This window comes from Pseudomonas sp. HLT2-19-2 (assembly GCF_054898005.1).
Map to the genome: position 1 here is coordinate 5347465 of NZ_CM142712.1, position 17876 is coordinate 5365340.

19 protein-coding genes and 2 pseudogenes are annotated in these 17876 nt (G+C 59.7%); 8 read left to right on the forward strand and 13 right to left on the reverse strand.

Features of this window, described 5'->3' with window-relative positions:
• Positions 1 to 57: 57 nt before the first annotated feature.
• From ACYZTU_RS25120 to ACYZTU_RS25140, 5 genes are all read right to left on the reverse strand, one after another.
• A complete protein-coding gene (locus ACYZTU_RS25120; RefSeq protein ID WP_461966337.1) occupies positions 58 to 2259 on the reverse strand; it encodes a xanthine dehydrogenase family protein molybdopterin-binding subunit in 2202 nt (733 codons plus the stop codon).
• Positions 2256 to 3245, reverse strand: a complete 990-nt coding sequence (locus ACYZTU_RS25125; RefSeq protein ID WP_461966339.1) for an FAD binding domain-containing protein — start codon at positions 3243 to 3245, stop codon at positions 2256 to 2258. The genes ACYZTU_RS25120 and ACYZTU_RS25125 overlap by 4 nt, the downstream gene beginning before the upstream one ends.
• On the reverse strand, positions 3242 to 3775 hold the full coding sequence (locus tag ACYZTU_RS25130; RefSeq protein ID WP_461966341.1) for a (2Fe-2S)-binding protein: 534 nt from the start codon (positions 3773 to 3775) through the stop codon (positions 3242 to 3244). Before ACYZTU_RS25130 ends, ACYZTU_RS25125 begins: the two co-directional genes overlap by 4 nt.
• Before the next feature lie 110 nt (positions 3776 to 3885).
• Positions 3886 to 4437 carry a DJ-1 family glyoxalase III gene (locus ACYZTU_RS25135; protein WP_449645980.1) on the reverse strand — a complete coding sequence of 184 codons (552 nt, stop codon included), beginning with the start codon at positions 4435 to 4437 and terminating at the stop codon, positions 3886 to 3888.
• 67 nt (positions 4438 to 4504) lie between these two features.
• On the reverse strand, positions 4505 to 4960 hold the full coding sequence (locus ACYZTU_RS25140; RefSeq protein ID WP_461966343.1) for a DUF4879 domain-containing protein: 456 nt from the start codon (positions 4958 to 4960) through the stop codon (positions 4505 to 4507).
• Between the two features lie 214 nt (positions 4961 to 5174).
• Here ACYZTU_RS25140 and ACYZTU_RS25145 point away from each other — a divergent pair, with 214 nt between their 5' ends.
• Entirely contained in the window at positions 5175 to 6470 is a 1296-nt protein-coding gene (locus ACYZTU_RS25145; RefSeq protein WP_461966345.1) for an NCS2 family permease, read from the forward strand.
• Complete coding sequence (gene trmA, locus ACYZTU_RS25150) at positions 6467 to 7546, forward strand: tRNA (uridine(54)-C5)-methyltransferase TrmA (RefSeq protein ID WP_461966347.1); 1080 nt, start codon at positions 6467 to 6469, stop codon at positions 7544 to 7546. Before ACYZTU_RS25145 ends, trmA begins: the two co-directional genes overlap by 4 nt.
• 54 nt (positions 7547 to 7600) lie before the next feature.
• Here trmA and ACYZTU_RS25155 read toward each other — a convergent pair whose 3' ends face one another.
• The 3 genes from ACYZTU_RS25155 to ACYZTU_RS25165 form a co-directional block, all read right to left on the reverse strand.
• The gene (locus ACYZTU_RS25155; RefSeq protein WP_461966349.1) at positions 7601 to 8047 is read right to left on the reverse strand and encodes a DUF2442 domain-containing protein; all 447 of its coding nucleotides are present in this window, start codon (positions 8045 to 8047) and stop codon (positions 7601 to 7603) included.
• Positions 8044 to 8433 (reverse strand): DUF4160 domain-containing protein, encoded by a 390-nt coding sequence (locus ACYZTU_RS25160; RefSeq protein ID WP_461966351.1) that lies wholly within the window; start codon positions 8431 to 8433, stop codon positions 8044 to 8046. Before ACYZTU_RS25160 ends, ACYZTU_RS25155 begins: the two co-directional genes overlap by 4 nt.
• Positions 8434 to 8676: 243 nt before the next feature.
• On the reverse strand, positions 8677 to 8883 hold the full coding sequence (locus ACYZTU_RS25165) for a tautomerase family protein (protein ID WP_461966353.1): 207 nt from the start codon (positions 8881 to 8883) through the stop codon (positions 8677 to 8679).
• Positions 8884 to 9026: 143 nt separating this feature from the next.
• Between ACYZTU_RS25165 and ACYZTU_RS25170 the strand changes: the two genes are divergently transcribed.
• On the forward strand, positions 9027 to 9938 hold the full coding sequence (locus tag ACYZTU_RS25170; protein ID WP_461966355.1) for a LysR family transcriptional regulator: 912 nt from the start codon (positions 9027 to 9029) through the stop codon (positions 9936 to 9938).
• 27 nt (positions 9939 to 9965) lie between these two features.
• Positions 9966 to 10166, forward strand: a pseudogene (locus tag ACYZTU_RS25175) (shikimate dehydrogenase); the annotation flags it as partial.
• Between the two features lie 3 nt (positions 10167 to 10169).
• On the opposite strand, the gene ACYZTU_RS25180 reads toward ACYZTU_RS25175, so the two are convergent.
• Together ACYZTU_RS25180 and ACYZTU_RS25185 are read right to left on the reverse strand one after the other, a co-directional pair.
• On the reverse strand, positions 10170 to 10847 hold the full coding sequence (locus ACYZTU_RS25180; protein WP_461966357.1) for a TetR/AcrR family transcriptional regulator: 678 nt from the start codon (positions 10845 to 10847) through the stop codon (positions 10170 to 10172).
• Between the two features lie 101 nt (positions 10848 to 10948).
• Positions 10949 to 11092 (reverse strand): annotated as a pseudogene (locus tag ACYZTU_RS25185) (hypothetical protein); the annotation flags it as partial.
• Positions 11093 to 11410: 318 nt separating this feature from the next.
• Here ACYZTU_RS25185 and ypfJ point away from each other — a divergent pair.
• Both ypfJ and ACYZTU_RS25195 read left to right on the forward strand, forming a co-directional pair.
• Positions 11411 to 12289, forward strand: coding sequence for a KPN_02809 family neutral zinc metallopeptidase (gene ypfJ, locus ACYZTU_RS25190; protein ID WP_461966359.1), 879 nt, complete (start codon positions 11411 to 11413; stop codon positions 12287 to 12289).
• Positions 12290 to 13249 carry an alpha/beta hydrolase gene (locus ACYZTU_RS25195; protein ID WP_461966361.1) on the forward strand — a complete coding sequence of 320 codons (960 nt, stop codon included), beginning with the start codon at positions 12290 to 12292 and terminating at the stop codon, positions 13247 to 13249.
• Between the two features lie 7 nt (positions 13250 to 13256).
• Here ACYZTU_RS25195 and ACYZTU_RS25200 read toward each other — a convergent pair whose 3' ends face one another.
• The 3 genes from ACYZTU_RS25200 to ACYZTU_RS25210 form a co-directional block, all read right to left on the reverse strand.
• Complete coding sequence (locus ACYZTU_RS25200) at positions 13257 to 13850, reverse strand: HAD family hydrolase (RefSeq protein ID WP_461966363.1); 594 nt, start codon at positions 13848 to 13850, stop codon at positions 13257 to 13259.
• Positions 13847 to 14716 carry an acyl-CoA thioesterase II gene (gene tesB, locus ACYZTU_RS25205; protein WP_461966365.1) on the reverse strand — a complete coding sequence of 290 codons (870 nt, stop codon included), beginning with the start codon at positions 14714 to 14716 and terminating at the stop codon, positions 13847 to 13849. Before tesB ends, ACYZTU_RS25200 begins: the two co-directional genes overlap by 4 nt.
• Before the next feature lie 103 nt (positions 14717 to 14819).
• Positions 14820 to 15389 carry a GNAT family N-acetyltransferase gene (locus tag ACYZTU_RS25210; RefSeq protein WP_461966367.1) on the reverse strand — a complete coding sequence of 190 codons (570 nt, stop codon included), beginning with the start codon at positions 15387 to 15389 and terminating at the stop codon, positions 14820 to 14822.
• Positions 15390 to 15462: 73 nt separating this feature from the next.
• On the opposite strand from ACYZTU_RS25210, the gene ACYZTU_RS25215 reads away from it, so the two are divergent.
• Together ACYZTU_RS25215 and ACYZTU_RS25220 are read left to right on the forward strand one after the other, a co-directional pair.
• On the forward strand, positions 15463 to 16383 hold the full coding sequence (locus ACYZTU_RS25215; RefSeq protein WP_461966369.1) for a histone deacetylase family protein: 921 nt from the start codon (positions 15463 to 15465) through the stop codon (positions 16381 to 16383).
• Between the two features lie 187 nt (positions 16384 to 16570).
• The gene (locus ACYZTU_RS25220) at positions 16571 to 17812 is read left to right on the forward strand and encodes a TIGR03862 family flavoprotein (RefSeq protein ID WP_461966371.1); all 1242 of its coding nucleotides are present in this window, start codon (positions 16571 to 16573) and stop codon (positions 17810 to 17812) included.
• Positions 17813 to 17876: the final 64 nt, after the last annotated feature.

A 17876-nucleotide genomic window follows, 5' to 3' on the forward strand; every position in this document is an offset into this window, starting at 1 on the left:
GTTCCCGACCCTGGCCAACCGCGATCGAATGCATGTGCCAGTGGAAGAAGCCAGGGTCTAAAGGAGTTTGTCCAGGGTGATGGGGAAGTCCCGCACCCGCTTTCCGGTGGCGTGATAAATGGCATTGGCCACCGCCGCCGCGACCCCGACGATACCGATTTCACCCACGCCCTTGGAACCCAGGGCGTTGACGATCTCATCGTGTTCTTCGACAAACAGCACATCAATGTCGCCAATGTCGGCGTTGACCGGAATGTGATACTCGGCCAGGCTGTGGTTCATATGACGACCCAGCGCATGGTCAGTTTGTGTTTCTTCGTGTAACGCCATGCCGATGCCCCAGACCACACCGCCAAGGATCTGGCTACGAGCCATTTTCGGGTTGACCACTCGCCCCGCGGCGATAGCGCTGACCACCCGACGGACCTTCACCGTCCCCAAATCCTCGTCCACTAATACCTCGACGAACACCGCCGAATGAGTCGCAGTGGCGTAGGCTTCGCGTTTTTTGTCGGGCTCGGCGTCCACCTGAACATCGAGCGTTTCTTCGTTGCTGTCCCGGGCCAGGTCAGCCAGCGATACCCGCGCTTCGCCGCAGGACAGTTGGCCGTTTTCGAAAACCGCCTGCTCCGAGGTCACGCCACTGAATGCCGGTTGCGTCTGCCGCGCTACGGCGAGCAACTTTTCCTTTAATGCCTCGCAGGCCTGCTGGACTGCGGTGCCTACCGACGAAACAGTGAACGAACCGCCCTGCAACGGCGCGGTCGGTAATGAAGAATCGCCGAGAACAAAGGTGACATCCTTCATCGAAACGCCCGACGCCTGGGCGGCGATTTGCGTCATCACCGTGTAGGTTCCAGTGCCGATGTCTGTCGTCGCGCTGCTGACTGTCAGTTTGCCGTTGTGATCGAGACTGGCCTTGGCGCTGGCCTTCTGTTGCATCGCCTCCCAGACACCGCCGGCCATGCCCCAACCGACCAACTGCCGGCCCTGGCGCATGCTGCGGGGCTCGGCAGTGCGTTTTTCCCAGCCGAAGCGTTTCGCGCCTTGGGCATAACACTCGCGCAGCGCCTTGCTGGAATACGGTTTGTCTTCGTTCTGATTGAGCTCGGCATAGTTGATCAAGCGCAGTTGCACCGGGTCGATCGCCAACGCGCAGGCCAGTTCGTCCATCGCACATTCGAGGCCGATCAACCCCAGCGCTGCGCCGGGGGCACGCATGTCCAATGGCGTGAAAACGTCCAAGGGTAATAATTTGTAGTTCAGCTGTACGTTGTCGCAGTGATAGAGCATGCCGCTCCACTCGACGACATGCTCGGTGAAATCTTCGAAACGCGAGGTCTGGCCGATGGCGGTATGAGCGACCGCCAGCAAGCGGCCGCCGGCGGCCGCGCCCAATTGCAGACGCTGCAAGGTGCGTGGCCGATAGCCGAACGTGAACATCTGCTGACGTGTCAGGGTCACGCGCACCGAGCGCTTGAGCGCCAGTGCCGCCATCACCGCCAGGGGCAATTGATACTGCGGGCGCAGGCCAGAGCCGAATGCGCCGCCGACATAAGCGGCAAAAATCCGCACGCGCTCTTTATCCAGACCGAAGACCTTTTGCACGTACGACTGACAGTTCTGCGTGCCTTGAGTCTTGTCGTGGATATGCAAACAGCCATCGGCCTGATACAGCACCGTACTGGCGTGAGGTTCCATCGGGTTGTGGTGTTCGATCGGCGTGCTGTAGTTCAGATCCAGGCTGATGGCCGCGCCGACAAATTCAGCTTGAAAATTCCCACGGGGTTTGGGGAGTTCGGCGGGTGCCGGATGGGCTTCGCCTTGCAGGGCCAGCAAATCGGTCTGATGAGATTCGGCTTCATATTCGATCACGACCAGCGAGCCGGCATACCGCGCCAACTCAAGATTGTCGGCAACGATCAAGGCCAATGGCTGACCGTTGAACAGGACCCGGTCGTTGTACAACGGGCGAAACGGCGAGCCTTCGGCCGAGTCGGCGTCTTCATAGTCTTTGTCATAACTGGCGACTTTCGGCCGGCTCGTGTGATCGATCACCGCGACCACGCCAGGCAGCGCCAAGGCCTGGGAGGCATCTATGCGAATCACCCGACCGCAGGCGATACGACTGGAAACCACGCTACCGTGAAGCAGCCCTTCCTCGGGAAACTCTGCGGCATAACGAGCCCGACCGGTCACTTTGAGCTGACCGTCGACGCGATCCAGCGGCTGCCCCATTGGCTTAGTGTCAGTATTCATGACGCTTGCCCTCCCAGCGCGGCATCGCTCAGCGCGCGGATGATGGCCCGGCGCGCCAGTTTGACTTTAAAAGCGTTGTGTTCGAGAGGTTCGGCGTTTTGCAGCAGGGCATCGGCGGCGGCGCTGAAGGTTTCGTGGCTGACCGCCTTACCGGCCAGCCAGCTCTCCACCGCCTTGTCGCGCCAGGGTTTGTGTGCCACGCCGCCGAGGACCAGCCGCGCCTCGCGAATGATCGGCCCGGTCATGTCGAGCGCCGCAGCCACCGAGACCAATGCAAAAGCATAAGACGCGCGATCACGGATCTTCAGGTAATGGCTGTGCGCGGCGAAACCCGTGGCGGGCAACTCGATGGCGGTGATCAGTTCATCGTCGGCCAGTTGGTTGTCGCGCTCTGGAGCATCGCCAGGCAAACGGTGGAAATCGGCGAACTCGATAACCCGCGCTCCACCGCGACTTTGCACATGGACCAGGGCCTCCAGAGCAGCCAAGGCCACACACATGTCGGAGGGGTGCGTGGCGACGCACTGCGCACTGGCGCCGAAGATGGCGTGGATTCGGTTCAGGCCGTCCCGCGCCGGACAACCGCTCCCAGGTTCGCGTTTGTTGCACGGCACATTGGCGTCATAGAAGTAGTAGCAACGAGTGCGTTGCAGCAAGTTGCCGCCAGTGCTGGCCATATTGCGCAGTTGCGGCGAGGCGCCGGCCAGGATTGCCTGGGACAACAGCGGATAGCGCTGTTCGATCAGCGGGTGCCAGGCCAGGTCCGCGTTGCTGACCAGAGCGCCGATCATCAGCCCACCCTTGGTTGTTTCAGTGACCTCACGCAACGGCAGGCCAGTGATGTCGATCAAATGCTCGGGGCGGGTGACATTTTCCTTCATCAAATCCAGCAGATTCGTACCGCCGGCAATGAACCGCGACGCCGGGCCGGCGAGATGAACCGCATCCTGCACCGAATCGGGCTTGCTGTAATGAAAAGGGTTCATTGGCCACCTCCTTGCCCGGTACGTTGACGGCAGGCAGGCAGGGCCTCTTCGATGGCATCGCGGATATTGCTGTAGGCACCGCAGCGGCAAAGATTGCCGCTCATCAACTCCTGAATCTGCTCGGTGGTTTGCGCCCGTCCTTCGTTGACAAGCCCGACCGCCGAGCAGATCTGACCGGGCGTGCAGTACCCGCATTGAAAGGCATCGTGCTTGATAAAGGCCTGCTGCATCGGGTGCAGCTCGTCACCATTGGCCAAGCCTTCGATCGTGGTCAATTGAGCACCGTCGCACATCACCGCCAGCGTCAGGCAGGCATTCACTCGTTTGCCGTTGAGCAATACCGTGCAGGCGCCACACTGGCCGTGATCGCAACCTTTTTTCGTACCGATCAGGTCCAGTTGCTCACGCAGCAAGTCCAGCAACGTGGTCCAGGGCAAAACCTCAAGCTGACACGCCTGACCGTTGAGGTTCAGGCCTAGCGGATGGCGGACGAATGACGGCTGCGCAGCATCGGGAGTCGTAGCGCTCATAAACACCTCACGGTTGATCGTACGTTCGCGGCGTTTTGGCAAACCGCCGTCATAAGGGTACGACTTCGGGGTGTAGTGAGCGTTCAAGGGAATTGATTTGTGGCGCGGCGCTACACCACCAACTCCCCCGCCACCGCCGCTCGCGTGGCCTTACCGCAGAGTTGTTCCACCAGCGTCAGGGCAAATTGCAACACTGCCCCTGAACCCTGCGCGGTGATGCAGTTGCCATCGACCACCACCGGTTGATCGACGAAGTTGCAGCCCAACAATTGATGGCTGGCCGATGGCAGGCAGGTCATGCGCCGCTGACGCAGTACGCCAAAGGCTTGCAGCGCCAGCGCCGGGGCCTCGGCGATGCCGGCGAACAGACGCCCGGCCGCGGCCTGATCCTTGAGCAATTGTTGCAGGGGTTGATGGGCCGCCAGATGTTGTGCCCCCACGGCACCGCCGGGCAGGACAATCAGGTCGAACGTCTGGGCCAGCACGTCCACCAGCATCGCATCGGACGTCACTCGGGTGCCGCGTGCGCAGGTGAGCATGCGCCGTCGCTCGATGCTGGCCACCACCAGTTCAACCTTGGCGCGGCGCAACACATCAATCAGGGTCACTGATTGCAGGTCATCGATGCCCTCGGCGAGGGTAATCAGAGCTCTAAAGGTCATGGGCGCAATCCACAGGATGATCTTTAAAGCGTAGTCAGCTTTCCAGCCCGTGGTTCAAGCCTGCCATTTACTTGATGTAAAGCTGCGTGGACATCGTGTTGCCTGGCGCGTTGATCGACGTGTTGCTGAAGGTAAAAGTACCTTCTTGCTTACCGGCCAGATCGAAGACATACAAATAGCCGACGGTTTTTCTCCCGACGGTGCACTCAGTCAGGTTGCCATTATCAAAAGCACAGACCGGGGTTCGGGTGCCGTTCACCTCAAAACCATCCAGCCCGACATGTGCCCCGCGGCCGTAGCCGACTTCCAGCACGTAGATTCTGATGTTCGGTCCACTGTGATCGCAGCGTGTTTTCTCCTGCCCCGGCGCGATGTCTTCAAAACCGCAGACCGGCGACTCGACCTTGAGTACCTTCACCTGACTCAACGGCGCCGCCGATGCAGCCGAGGCGGTGTGTGCCCCCAGGAACAAGGCGATCGACACTGCGAATACGGCAATCAGACGTCTATTCATGCAATACATAAGTACCCCCAAAACCAGCGCGCAGTATGGCTCACTTCGCTTTAGCGCAAAACATCGACGACGATCGCAGCCATAAGCAGCCATAGCCCCACGCTGCTGGTATGATGCGCGGCTTTTTCCGACTCACAGAAAATGACCAGGCGCCTGCAGCGGTCTGTGCTTTGCTGTTGAGGTCGATACATTCACGGCGCCGGGCGCGCCACGGGGAGCAGACATGCTGGAAAGGCTGTTTCAACTCAAGGCACACAACACCAACGTGCGAACCGAGATTCTGGCGGGCGTCACGACCTTTTTGGCCATGGCCTACATTCTGTTCGTCAACCCGAGCATTCTCGGCGAGACCGGCATGGACAAGGGCGCGGTGTTCGTCGCCACGTGTCTGGCCGCCGCCATCGGCTCCACGGTGATGGGCCTGATCGCCAACTACCCGATCGCCCTCGCGCCGGGCATGGGCCTGAACGCCTTCTTTACCTACACCGTGGTCCTGCACATGGGCCATACCTGGCAAGTGGCGCTTGGGGCGGTGTTCATCTCGGCGGTGCTGTTTTTCCTGCTGTCGATCTTCCGCATCCGCGAATGGATCATCAACAGCATCCCGTTGCCGCTGCGTTCGGCGATTGCCGCCGGGATCGGCCTGTTCCTGGCGCTGATCGCCCTGCATAACGCGGGCATCGTGGTGAGCAACCCGGCAACCATGGTCGGCCTCGGCGATCTGAAACAACCGGCCCCGATCCTCGCGACCCTCGGCTTTGCCCTGATCGTGGCACTTGAAGCGCTTAAAGTGCGCGGCGCGGTACTGATCGGCATTCTGGCGGTGACCATCGCCTCGATCGTGATGGGCTTCACCCCGTTCGGCGGCGTAATGTCGATGCCGCCGTCGTTGGCCCCGACGTTCCTGCAACTGGACATCAAAGGTGCCTTGGACATCGGGCTGGTCAGCGTGATTTTCGCCTTCCTGTTCGTCGATCTGTTCGACAACTCCGGCACCCTGATCGGCGTCGCCAAGCGCGCCGGCCTGATGGGCAAGGACGGTCATATGCCGAAAATGGGTCGCGCCCTGATCGCAGATAGTACAGCGGCCATGGCCGGTTCGCTGCTGGGCACCTCGACCACCACCAGTTACATCGAATCCGCCGCCGGCGTGAGTGCCGGTGGCCGCACCGGCCTGACCGCCGTTGTCGTGGCGATTCTGTTCCTGTTGGCGCTGTTTTTCTCGCCATTGGCGGCCAGCGTTCCAGCCTTTGCTACCGCGCCTGCACTGCTGTTCGTCGCAGTATTGATGACATCCGGTCTGGCCGAAATAGACTGGGACGACATCACCGTCGCCGCACCGGTCGTGGTCACCACCCTGGCCATGCCGTTCACTTATTCCATCGCCAACGGCATCGCCTTCGGTTTCATCTCCTGGACCGCGATCAAATTGCTGTCCGGCCGCGCCCGTGAGCTCAACTCGGCGCTGGTGATTCTGTCGATTCTGTTCGTGATCAAGCTGGGTTGGTTCAACGCATGACTTTTGATTCCCAGGCTTACGCTGTTCAGCTCGAAGATAAGGTCACGCGCCTGCGTGACCTGCTGGCCCCGTTCGGTGCGCCAGAACCTGCAGTGTTTGACTCACCGCTGCAAAATTTCCGCCTGCGCGCCGAATTCCGCTTGTGGCGCGAAGCCGGCGAGCGTCACTACGCGATGTTTTCCCAGGAAGATAAACGCACACCGATCCTGATCGAAGCGTTCCCGATCGCAAGCCTGCGTATCAATCAGTTGATGCCGCAGCTGAAGGCGGCGTGGCAAGCGAGCGCGGCCTTGAGCCACAAGCTGTTTCAGGTGGAGTTCCTGACCACGTTGGCCGGCGATGCGATGATCACGCTGTGCTATCACCGCCCTCTGGACGAGCACTGGCACGCGGCGGCCTCGAAACTGGCCGCCGATCTGAACGTCAGCATCATCGGCCGTTCCAAGGGCAAACGCGAAGTGATCGGTCACGATTACGTGGTCGAACAGATGGACGTCGGCGGTCGCACCTTCAGCTACCGCCAGCCGGAAGGCGCGTTCACCCAGCCCAACGGCACCGTGAACCAGAACATGCTCAACTGGGCTTACGACTCACTCGGTGATCGCTCCGACGATTTGCTGGAGCTGTATTGCGGCAACGGCAACTTCACCCTGCCCCTTGCGACGCGCGTGCGCAAAGTACTGGCCACCGAAATCAGCAAGGCCTCGGTTAACGCAGCGTTGAGCAATCTGAGCGAAAACGCTGTGGATAACGTCACGTTGGTGCGTTTGTCCGCCGAGGAACTGACAGAAGCCCTGAACGAAGTTCGTCCGTTCCGTCGTCTGCACGGCATCGATCTGAAGAGCTACGAGTTCGGTAGTGTCTTCGTCGATCCGCCTCGCGCCGGTATGGACCCGGACACCTGCGAGTTGACCCGCCGCTTCGACAACATCCTCTATATTTCCTGCAACCCGGAAACCCTGGCGGCCAACATCGCCCAACTGCACGACACTCACCGCATCACCCGATGCGCAATGTTCGACCAGTTCCCATGGACCCATCACATGGAATCCGGGGTGTTGTTGACTCGGCGTTGATTGCCGGTGCCAGAAACAAATCAGCCGTCATAACGACGGCTTTTTTGTGGGTATTCAAAGGGCGATATCGGCTTTACGCGGACGCCCGCCCTTCCGGCCGTTGGCCCGCGCGGCCGCAGATTTCGCAGCGCTGCTCTGGCGACCATTGCGCGAGGCGATCACTGAGGCAGCCATGTCCATCAGCGGCTTACTCGCCGAAATCATTCCGGCGATTGAGATGTGCAAATCCTTATCGTCATGACAGAGGGCGGTCCCCGCATAACCGACTATCAGGTTGGTGAAATCCTTGGTCTCAAAACCATCGAATTCCGGATAGTTTTTCACTGGCAGCAATACACCGCTGCCATCCTCGAAGCTGACCGCCAGACACGGTTCCAAAAAGCTCACTGCCGTCGCATTGAGACCACTGTTGCGGCGCTGTTCACCCTGCTCGATCGCTTCGTCCAGTGCTTCTTCGGTCACTGGCCAATCCACTTGTACTTTTGCCTTAATCGATTTCATAGTTCGATCTCCACGCCCTCCGGTGCCCCCATCAGGGTCAGCAGGGTCTTGTTCCCTTCTGGCTCGTAGTAAGCCGAGCCGATGACGTAAGTCGTGCTGGCCATCCTCTTCAAAACCACCACTTCGTTGGCCTGCCAGTCCCATAACTGATTATCGAGGCAGGCCGTTTTCAATTTGCACCACCAAATGCCACGGGCTCGTCGCAAATACGTAGATTGCCTGAGTGTCTGACGCAAACCTTCCAGCACCGCCAGAGGTGGTCGACGCGAGAGCGGGACGACATCCCAGAGCTCAACGCCGCTGTGCCAGAAACTGAACTTGAAGCGCGCACTCCATGTACCTGCGTCTACATGGACGTGAGGCGGACAATGCTCGCCGCGCAACATGACCACCATCCAAAACCCTTTGTAGCTGCATACTTTTCATGCTAACCCATCCGTTAGGTTAATGAGCACTGAGACTCGACCTTCCTTGAAGAATCCGACTACTGGCGCAGATCGCTCGATTTCTAAGCCTAGCCTTCGAGGTCGCGCCGAACCTGCCGATTACTGCGAAAAAAAGTAAGCAATTCTTTCACCGCATACACAAAAAAGCCGTCACGAAGACGGCTTTCCTGGCTGGCCACACAATCACCCAGGCTGATTTTTTCGATACTCGGTCGTGGTCATTCCGGCATAACCCCAGTTATCCGTGTCGACCTCCTCGATCACGATGTGGGTCAGCTCCGGAGGCTTGCCGAGGACGCGCTTCAAGGTGTCGGTGATTTCGGCGATGACCTGGGCTTTCTGCTCCCGGGTCACGCCATCACGGGTAATACGTACGCTGACGAAAGGCATGACGTTTCTCCTGTCCGGTGATTAAAAAAGACCGACCACTTGCCGGCGGTGAAGTCGGCGCTGGTCAAGTAAAGCACCGCTTCGGTGATTTCATCTACAGTGGCGAAATCAAGCACTTCATTTGATCCCCGGTGTCATCAATCATGCAGCGACAATTCGACGATCTTCAGTTGGGCAGCATCGAACTGTTTTGTCTGGCCGCCGAGGCGGGCAGCTTTACTGCCGCCGCGCTGGTGGCTGGCGTGACGCCGGCAGCCGTGAGCCGCTCGGTATCGCGCATGGAAGAGCGCCTGGGCGTGCGGTTGTTCGCCCGCACCACCCGCAGCGTCAAACTGACCGACAGTGGTCGGCGGTATCACGAGGAATGCCGCCAGGCGCTGGCGCAACTGGTCGAGGCTCAGCGCGAGGTCATGGGCCAGCAGCAACAGCCTTCCGGCACTTTGCGCATCAGCATTCCCACTACCTATGCCCATCACCGAATCCTGCCATTGCTGCCGGCTTTTCGGGCACGCTTTCCCGCGGTGAAGGTCGAGTCGCACATCAGCAATCGCAATATTGATTTTGTCGGCGAAGGCTATGACATGGCGATCCGCGTGCGGGCGATTCCGGATTCCGGCCTGATCGCCCGGCACTTGGAGGATGCGGCATTGGTGATGATTGCCAGTCCCGATTATCTGAAACATGCCGGCGTCCCACACTCCCTGGATGACCTTCAGCAGCACGAATGCATTCAGTACGAACTGCCCAGCAGCGGCCGACGCATTGCCTGGTTGTTCAACGATAATGGCGCGCCGCGAGAGATTCTGGCCGAGGGCAACCTCAGTTGTTCCGACGATGTGCTGGGGGGCGTGACCCTGGCAAAACATGGAGCAGGGTTGTTTCAGACTTATCGCTTCATTGTCGAAAAAGACCTGGCCGATGGCTCGCTGGTGGAGGTACTCAAGCCTTATGGCGGGCGCTCGCGGCCGTTCACCCTGCTCTACCCGCAAAGTCGCCATATGCCGCTGCGGTTGAGGGCGTTTATCGATTTTCTGGTTGAACATCTGCCTCGCTAAAAACCCGAAGCTTAGTACAACGCGGTATTGGCCGGACTGATCGGCGCCGGCATCCAGGCTTCCCGCACCCCTGCGCTGCACGAGCATGAAGGCGATCCACAGGGTTTGCGTTACCTCTATCGCCTGATCGATCTGGATCAGTTGAAACTCGACAGCGGCGCCCTGCCCGACCTGTTGATAGCCGCCGAACGCATGAACTTCACCGGCCTGAACATCACCTTTCCGTGCACATCAGGCCCGCAGATACCGCAAAACCGACTCGCAGATCATCTCGCGATGACGCTGCTTGATGCTTTCGTCCGGCAAGTCAATCTGAAAAATCTCACCGAATGTATGGCGGTTCGACACGCGATAGAAGCAGAACGAGCTGATCAGCAGGTGCACATCCAGCGGCTCAAGTCCCGCGCGAAACACGCCTTTCTCAGCACCCCGACGCAAAATCTCGCCCAGTGAATCGAGAATGGTGTTGTTCATCGCCTTAATCGCATCGGAACGTTTCACGTATTCAGCGTTGTGAATGTTTTCGATGCTGACAATCCGCACAAAGTCGACGTTGCGATCATGGTGGTCGAAGGTGAATTCAACCAGCCGACGAATCGCTTCCACCGGCGCCAGTTCGGTCAGGTGCAGGCGGTTTTCGGTGCTGCGGATATCGCCGTAGAGCTTCTCCAGCGCCTCGACGTAGAGCTGTTCCTTACTGCCGAAGTAGTAATAGATCATGCGTTTGGAGGTGTGAATACGTTCGGCGATCGCATCGACGCGAGCGCCGGAAAGCCCCTGCTGCACGAACTCGACAATGGCTTCTTGAAGGATGTTCTCGCGGGTCTTTTCCGGGTTGTTCTTGCGACTCTTGCGGGGCTCGGCCATGGGTTCGTCGGGCGCTGGGAAGAGTTCTGAAATTATTGTCATTGCGGGCTCACGGCCATCACTGCACGGCTGGCGATTATGGGCCGCGCCGCACAGTGAAGGAAGCCGCGCGGCGGCGGTTTGTACCCGTGTTTACGATTTCCCTACAACTTTGCCTGACGTACGGCACCACTGCGGGATTTGGCCATGGCCGCCAGTCGCACCGCCACGTTGGCCGCACCGTATCCCGCATAGCCGTTCTTGCGCTGGATAATTTCAAAGAAAAACCGCCCTTCAAACGGCTCGGTGAGCCGGCCATGATCGAGGCTCTCCTCGAAGCCGACCACCGACTGGGACCTGTCGCGCACGATCAGACCCTGGTGTCGTTCAAGGATGCGTTCGACCAGTAATCTCGCCGACGCAGGCGGTCGCCTGCCCGATAAAAACTCATCGCCTGAAGGAATTAGATGGGTTGTCCGTGTTCAATACGAGTCTGGAGTATTCCCGGCAATCCACCACAGGTTGCCGGGAGGGCTCCTGCGCGCAACAAAAGATGGACGACCGGACTGGCGCCGCTCCCACTCAGCAGCAACACTCATCCCCACGGACAATCAGAGGATTCCCACATGCTATGGAAAAAAGGCCGACGCAGCGACAACGTGGTCGATGCCCGTGGAGGTGGTGGCGGGATGCGCTTCGGTGGCGGCAAGGGCCTGAGCCTGACGGCGATTATTTTGATCGTCGGGATCGGCTGGATCACCGGCCAGGACCCGATGCAAATCCTCGGGCAACTGACCGGGCAGATGAGCGAGCAATCGGCGCCGACCACCTCGCAAACCCAAAAGGCCCCGCCGGCCAATGATCAAGGGGCCGAGTTCGTGCGCTCGATCCTCGGCGATACTGAAGACACCTGGAATCAGATTTTCCAGCAGGCGGGTCGTCAATATAAGGAACCGACCCTGGTGCTGTTCAGTAGCCGCGTCAATTCGGCTTGTGGCCTGGCAACATCGGCGACCGGCCCGTTCTATTGCCCGGCGGATCAGAAGGTCTACCTGGACATGAGTTTCTTCCAGGAAATGTCCCAACGCTTTTCAGCTGCTGGCGACTTCGCTCAGGCCTACGTGATCGCTCACGAAATCGGACACCATGTGCAGACCTTGCTCGGTGTTTCGGCGAAGATTCAGACGGCCCGCCAACAGGGCCAGCAGATGGAAGGCGACGGCGGTTTGCTGGTGCGCCAGGAACTTCAAGCCGATTGCCTGGCCGGGGTCTGGGCCAACAATGCGCAGAAGCGTCTGAACTGGCTGGAACCCGGTGACATCGAAGAAGCCTTGAACGCCGCCAACGCCATCGGCGATGACCGTTTGCAGGAGCAAGGTCAAGGGCGCGTGGTCCCGGACTCGTTTACTCATGGTACGTCGGCGCAAAGGGTGCGCTGGTTCAAAACCGGATTTGCGCAAGGCCAGGTCGGCCAGTGCGATACCTTTGCAGCGAAAAACCTATAAATGAATAAGTGGCTGTTAGCTCTACTGATCACCTGCGCAAGCGCCCAGGCTGCCGAGCACGCGGTCAAGGAGGTCAGCCCCGGACGCCTGCTGTTGACTTCAGGTGAAATTGCGGTGGGCATCGGCCCGGCGCCGACGAAAATCGAACGCGTGCTGATCATCATCCATGGTCGATTGCGCAATGCCCAAACCTATCGCCAGAGCGCCGAGCACGCGGCCGAGCAGGCCGGGCAAAGCGCGACCACCTTGGTGATCGCCCCGCAATTTCTCAATGAAACCGACGTCGCGCTTCATCCCGTGGCTGACAGCGTATTGCGCTGGCAGGGCAATGACTGGATGGTTGGCGGTTTATCCACCGCTCCGTTTTCCCTGAGTTCCTACGCTGCGCTCGACGAAATCATCGCCCGAATCGGCGATCGCCGACAGTTTCCGGACGTGAAGCAAATCGTCATCGCCGGTCACTCCGGTGGCGCTCAGGTGGTGCAGCGATATGCATTGCTGGGTCACGATCAGCCAGCGCTCAAGGCGGCCGACATACAGGTGCGTTACGTCATTGCCAACCCGTCTTCTTATGCGTACTTCGATGAACGACGGCCGGTGGCGTTCAGCCATGCCGGCTGCCCGAATTTCAATCGCTGGAAGTACGGGCTGGCGGATCTCCCTGCCTACGCTGATGGGCAAACACCCGCGCAGCTGAAGGAAAACTACGTCAAACGCGATGTCGTATATCTACTCGGGCAGCAGGACAGCGACCCGAAGCAACCGGCGCTGGATAAAAGCTGTGAGGCCCAAGCTCAGGGAGCCAATCGATTGATTCGCGGGCGCAATTATTTTGCTTATCTGAAACGGCTGCATCCTCAAGGACTGAGTCAGCAACTGATCGAAGTGCCTGGGGTCGGGCATGATGGTGATGGAATGTTCAACTCGCCTGAGGGGCAGAAGGCGTTGTTCGGTCAGTGATGACGCCTCAAACCGACAACATCTGCCGCAACGCCACGCAATCGGCGGCATGCCAATCCGTTAACTCAGGCCACGGATTATCGGACAGGTTCACCAACACCGTCCGCGTCCCCGCCGCCCGACCGCAATCCAGATCAAAGCGGTAATCACCGACCATCACCATCTCACTGGCCGGTACATTCCAGGCCTGTGCCAACTTTAACAAACCACCTGGATGTGGTTTCGGCGGCGCTTCATCACGACCCAGCACATCTTCCACCGCGAAGCAGTCGGCCAGACCGATTGCCTCCAGCGTCACATGCGCCAGTTCGCGAGCATTGCGGGTGAGAATGCCCAGGCGATAACCGCGTCCGGCCAACTCACGCACCAGTTCCACCGCGCCCGGTGCCGCTGTCGAACCCAACGCCAGGTCTCGTTCGTGTTCCAGCAACCACGCATGTTTGGCCGCAGCTTCATCGGCCGGGAGCGCGGCGAGGTGGGTCAGGATGTCGTCTTCGGCCGGGATCGCCAGCGCCACGCGAATTGCCGCGAAATCATGCACAGCCACCGTCAGGGTGCCGTCCATGTCGAACACCCAGTGCCGCACCTCGGCCAGGCTCATGCCCAATCCTTGCGGTGGCGAATCAGGCCTTCCTGCGTGACCGAGGCCACCAGTTGCCCAGCGCGGTTGAACACGCTGCCGCGGGAGAAGCCACGGGAATTGCCGGCCCACGGACTGTCCATCGCATACAGCAACCAGTCATCGGCACGCAGGTCCGCGTGGAACCACAGCGCGTGATCGAGGCTGGCGACCTGCATGTCTTTCTGCCAGACCGACTTGCCATGGGGCTGCATTGAGGTGGTCAGCAAACCGAAGTCCGAGGCGTACGCCAGCAAGTATTTGTGCAGCGCCGGAGAGTCAGCCAACGTACCGTCGGCGCGAAACCAGACGTATTTGACCGGGTCGGACGGCTGCGGGTTGTAGGGATCTTTCTCGGTGATCGGTCGGAACTCGATCGGTTTGGGGCACAGAAATTTTTCGCGCATGTGCTCGGGAATCAGGTGCGCACGCTGCTGGGTGAGTTCCAGTTCCGACGGCAGGTTTTCCGGGCCGACCACAATCGGCATCTCGGCCTGATGCTCGAAGCCTTCTTCGTCGTACTGAAAGGAGGCGCTGCAGGTGAAGATTGGGTTGCCTTTCTGAATCGCCGTCACCCTACGCGTGCTGAAGCTGCCGCCGTCGCGTACCCGATCAACCTGATAAACCACTGGCAACGCGGAATCGCCCGGACGCAGGAAATAACCGTGCATCGAATGCACATGGCGCGCTTCTTCGACCGTCTGACTGGCCGCCGACAGGGACTGACCGATTACCTGACCGCCGAACAGCTGACGAAAACCCAGGTCCTGGCTGCGGCCACGGAACAGGTTTTCTTCGATCGGTTCCAGCGTCAACAGGTCAACCAGATCATCCAACACTTGGCTCATTCAGACTCTCCTCACACAACGCATGCCGCGCAGTCTTGGCTGCGACGGTCGATTCAATTTCTGGCCAGGGCCCATGGGAGCCATTGTAAACGTCCGTGCCGGCTTATCCATGCAAGGTTTGCAGCCATTGTTCACGAGTGATGCGGTACAGCACATGGTGACGCAGGGGATGATCGACCGCGAGCTTCGGATGTTCGAAGTCATCGGCTGAATCATGGTGCATGCCGATCGCCTGCATGACTTTCTGCGACGGCAGGTTGGTTTCGCTGGTGAAGGACACGACTTCTTTCAGCGGCAACCGGTCAAACCCGCAGCGCAGAGCGGTCCACGCCGCTTCACTGGCGTAGCCAAGGCCCCAGTGCTCGCGGGCCAGACGCCAGCCGATTTCGGTGGCCGGGGTGAAAGGCGCGTCGAAAGCGACCACTCCGAGCCCGGTAAACCCGATAAATGCCCCGGTATCCTTGCGCTCCAGCGCCCAGAGTCCGAAGCCATGCTCGGCAAAATGGCCACGAATCCGTCCGATCAGCGAAGCACTTTCCAGTCGACTCAAGGGCACCGGAAAATATCGCATCACCTGTGGATCGGCGCACATCGCCGCAAACTCCGGCAAATCCTCATCGCGCCACTGCCGTAACAGCAGTCGCGCGCTCTCGAGTTCCAGTATCGGCTCCATCGTGCCCCCCGTATCCATGCCGCAAGTCTACATCGCTGGTAGGATCCTTCCTTCATTCCGAACTGAATTCGTCATGCCACTGCCCCTGATCTACCACGAAGACTACAGTCCCGAGTTCCCGGCGGATCACCGCTTCCCCATGGACAAGTTTCGCCTGCTGCGCGATCACCTGGTGGACAGTGGCCTGACCCGGGACGCCGACCTGCTGCGCCCCGACCTCTGCCCGCCAGAGATTCTCGCCCTCGCTCATGACTCTGCGTATATCGAACGCTATATGAGCGGCGAATTGTCCCGCGAAGACCAGCGGCGCCTCGGTCTGCCGTGGAGCGAAGCCTTGGCCCGGCGCACGGTGCGGGCAGTTGGCGGCTCGCTTCTGGCCGCCGAGCAGGCGCTGGAACATGGCTTGGCCTGTCACTTGGCGGGTGGCACCCATCACGCTCACTACGACCATCCTGCCGGGTTTTGCATCTTCAATGACCTGGCAGTGATCAGCCATTTCTTGCTGGAAAGCGGCCGTGTGAATCGGGTGTTGATCTTCGACTGCGATGTGCATCAGGGCGACGGGACTGCACGGATTCTGCACAACACCCCGGACGCGGTGACCGTTTCCCTGCACTGCGAAAAGAATTTTCCTGCACGCAAGGCCGAAAGTGACTGGGACATTCCACTGCCCATGGGGATGGGCGATGCCGACTACCTGAAGGTGGTGGACGATGCGCTCAATTATTTGCTGCCGCTCTACCAACCTGACCTGGTGCTGTATGACGCCGGCGTCGATGTGCATAAAGATGACGCGCTCGGCTACCTGAAGCTGACAGACGAAGGCGTCGCCGCTCGCGATGAAAGTGTGATGCGTCATTGTCTGGGCCGCGATATTCCGGTGGTCGGCGTGATCGGCGGCGGCTACAGCAAGGACCGCAAGGCGTTGGCGCGCCGTCATGGAATCCTCCATCACAGTGCGCAGCGGGTCTGGCAGTCATCAGGTTGTCATTGAGGTGTGGGTGTTTACCCACAATGCCTGTGGAACTGCCTGTGGATAACCTGAGTGAAAGGTCCTACAGGCCATGCTGCCTATAGCCTGCAAAGGGGTGATTGTTTTTTGATCAGCTTCTTCAACAACTCCCACAATGATTCGTGCTGGTAGAATGCGCGGCTTATTCCGCCACGCCGCAGCTCTAGCCATGACCCAGCCCTCGCCTTCCTCCACTTCTCACGTCGCAATCATCGGCGGCGGCCCCGCCGGTTTGATGGCGGCTGAAGTGCTGAGCCAGGCCGGGATCAAGGTCGACCTGTACGACGGCATGCCTTCAGTTGGGCGAAAATTCCTGCTGGCCGGTGTCGGCGGCATGAACATCACCCATTCCGAAGCTTATCCGGCGTTTCTCTCGCGCTACGCCGAACGCGCGCCGCAGATTGCGCCGCTGCTAAGGTCCTTCGGCGCCGATGCGCTATGCCAATGGATTCATGACCTGGGCATTGAAACCTTTGTCGGCAGCTCCGGCCGAGTTTTTCCTACAGACATGAAAGCCGCTCCCCTGTTGCGTGCATGGCTCAAACGTCTGCGTGACAGCGGCGTAGTTATCCACACCCGCCACCGCTGGCTTGGTTGGAATGACAGCGGAGAATTGCGCATCGACAGCCCCGAGGGCGAAAAAACCGTTCGACCCGACGCAACCTTGCTGGCCCTCGGCGGCGGCAGCTGGTCGCGCCTCGGTTCGGACGGCGCCTGGATGCTGCCACTGGAACAACGCGGCGTAGGACTTGCGCCGCTGCAACCGAGTAATTGCGGCTTCGAGGTGCAGGCCTGGAGCGAGTTGATGGTCAGCAAATTCGCCGGCGCACCACTGAAAAACATCGCCATTGGCCTCAATGACGACGTCCCACGGCTCGGCGAATGTGTGATCACGGCGACCGGGATTGAAGGCAGTTTGATCTACGCCTTGTCGGCGCCGATCCGCGAAGCCATCAATCAGCACAGCTCGGCGACCCTTCACCTCGACCTGTTACCGGGCAGGCCTGTGGATAAAGTGCAGGTTGCGCTGAGCAAACCGCGTGGGTCTCGTTCCATGTCGAAACATTTGCACAGCCAGCTCGGGATCGAGGGTGTGAAAGCGGCGTTGCTGCGCGAACTCACTCCGGCCGAATGCTTCGCTGATCCGGCGCTGCTGGCCAAAGCGATCAAGGCGTTGCCACTGACGTTGGTGAAAGCCCGTCCGCTGGACGAAGCCATCAGCAGCGCCGGTGGCGTGATGTTCGAATCGATGGATGAACGATTGATGCTCAAGCAACTGCCTGGCGTGTTCTGCGCGGGGGAAATGCTGGACTGGGAAGCGCCGACGGGGGGGTATTTGCTGACGGCGTGTTTCGCCAGTGGTAGAGCGGCGGGGTTGGGGATGGTGGAGTGGTTGAAGCACAAGGACTGAAGACCGAGGCGCGCCCATCGCGAGCAAGCTCCGGGCGGCATTCCGACGATGAGGGCTTAACAGA